The organism is Bartonella sp. AP57NXGY, from assembly GCF_042195805.1.
Lineage (GTDB): Bacteria > Pseudomonadota > Alphaproteobacteria > Rhizobiales > Rhizobiaceae > Bartonella.
The window spans coordinates 1-1,633 of sequence record NZ_JBHIOZ010000255.1 but is presented as its reverse complement, the minus strand read 5'-3'; the positions used below and the strand labels follow the sequence as shown (position 1 = coordinate 1,633).

The 1,633-nt window shown below is 43.2% G+C and carries 2 protein-coding genes; both read right to left on the bottom strand.

Going from position 1 to position 1,633, the window contains the following annotated elements; all coding sequences use genetic code 11:
- Window positions 1-263: hypothetical protein (locus ACFIL8_RS10035; RefSeq protein ID WP_375689647.1), on the bottom strand; the 263-nt coding region annotated here is incomplete at its 3' end.
- 94 nt (window positions 264-357) lie between these two features.
- The gene (locus tag ACFIL8_RS10030; RefSeq protein ID WP_375689645.1) at window positions 358-1,575 is read right to left on the bottom strand and encodes an AMP-binding protein; all 1,218 of its coding nucleotides are present in this window, start codon (window positions 1,573-1,575) and stop codon (window positions 358-360) included.
- Window positions 1,576-1,633 lie beyond the last annotated feature (58 nt).

Below are 1,633 nucleotides of genomic sequence, written 5' to 3'. Positions count from 1 at the left end.
CGCTGCGTTAAACTCAAAGATGGCAATGCATTGATCAGTTGATGCATCGCCTGCAGTTTGGCTGTAGGGTTCGTCTTTTGCAGTTCGGCGCTAGCATTCTGAATCAGCCGATCCATCTGTTCTTCATTAAGAAGGTTGCCGGTCAGTGCAAACCATGCGTTCTGCAAATAACGGTTTTCATCGGCAATATCAATCAAATTACATCCACGAATAAACAATACGTTATTATCTAAATCATAATTATCAATAACATCATCTGACATGATTTACTCCTGCTGCTCCGGTGACACGCTATAAAACCTGATGTTGACATTTATCGTATGCGAATTCCCTGATACAATTTCATTACACAAATTATCAAGTTGCATTACAGGACTCCCTTGCGTCATAAACTAGCAGGCATTTCCCTCTGGATGAGAAAAGCAAATCGCTATATTCGACGAGGGTGAGATTAATACGCCCGCGCTTTTTCATATAGGCTTCATAAATATCCGGCAAATGATAGATTTCCTCAGTTAGTTCGGACAAATCAAGGTTGTGAAATACTTCGCAGCAGATTTTAATATCCATAATCTCTTGTCTATCCGCGGATAAAGACAATACAATTTGAACAATCACATCGGGCAACCTTCGATTAATAATTTTGAATATTTTTTCATGGCTAATCAAATTTCCCATGAAATTAAAATCAACAGCATTGCGTTTAATACCTTCAAAATAGAGGTCACCATTTTCAACGGATAATGTGCCCATATCGCCCACGGAATATCTGATAAGTTTGCGCAAAACATCGGGATCCAGCGATGTCACTAGCAGCCCTCTCTTATCTTCATATTCAAAGAAGAAATCATCGCTGAAGAGCAGGTACCGATTAAGCCGCCCTTCGGCGGACATACCAATGAAACCGCACTCCGACAAACCATATAAACCAATTATCCGCAGATCGGCGCCCAGCATCTCGCGCAGATAGTTTTCATGCACACCCAGCATCGATTCACCGGTAAAGACTACTTTTTTAATTGCCAGTGGAACCCCAAGGCTGAGCATAGCTTCAACGAACTGAACGATGGTGCTGGGCACACCAAACAGTACCGAAAGCCGTATTTCAGCCAGAAACTCGAAATGACTCTTCAGCAGCAGGGCAATATCGCCAACCGGCACGACATGTGCACGGCAATGTTTTACAATTTCACACGCCAAGTAGTGTAAAGATGAAAACAGATTAATCGTAAACAGGTTGCCAACAACATCCCCTGGGGAAAAAAATTGCCGCGCGCGCAGGTTACGAATTAAATTATGCTCTGATGAGCTGACCGCTTCCTTACTGGATTTTAGACGAACGCTGACCATTTTCATCGCCCCGGTGGTGCCGCTTGTAGCACCAAGCAGCATGGGTAAGTGTTCAGCCGCAGAGTCCAGTTGAGTCAAAGAACCACTATCACCAGTGGTCGAATAAACGCGTGTACTTATCCTAACCGAATCGCGAAAAGCAATGTAATCGAGTGCATGGCAGCCAGTTATTGCCGTTATACGTGGTTGCATTTTTGCATACATTTCAGCACAGAAATAATCCATGATAACTCAGACCTTTTTAATGAAAATTTCACAGCCCAGAGCTGCTAGACCTTCTCCA

What these genes read in the sequence shown, in the direction of transcription:
- ACFIL8_RS10030 (WP_375689645.1), bottom strand. Translation starts at nt 1,575, where the DNA reads ATGGATTATTTCTGTGCTGAAATGTATGCAAAAATGCAACCACGTATA.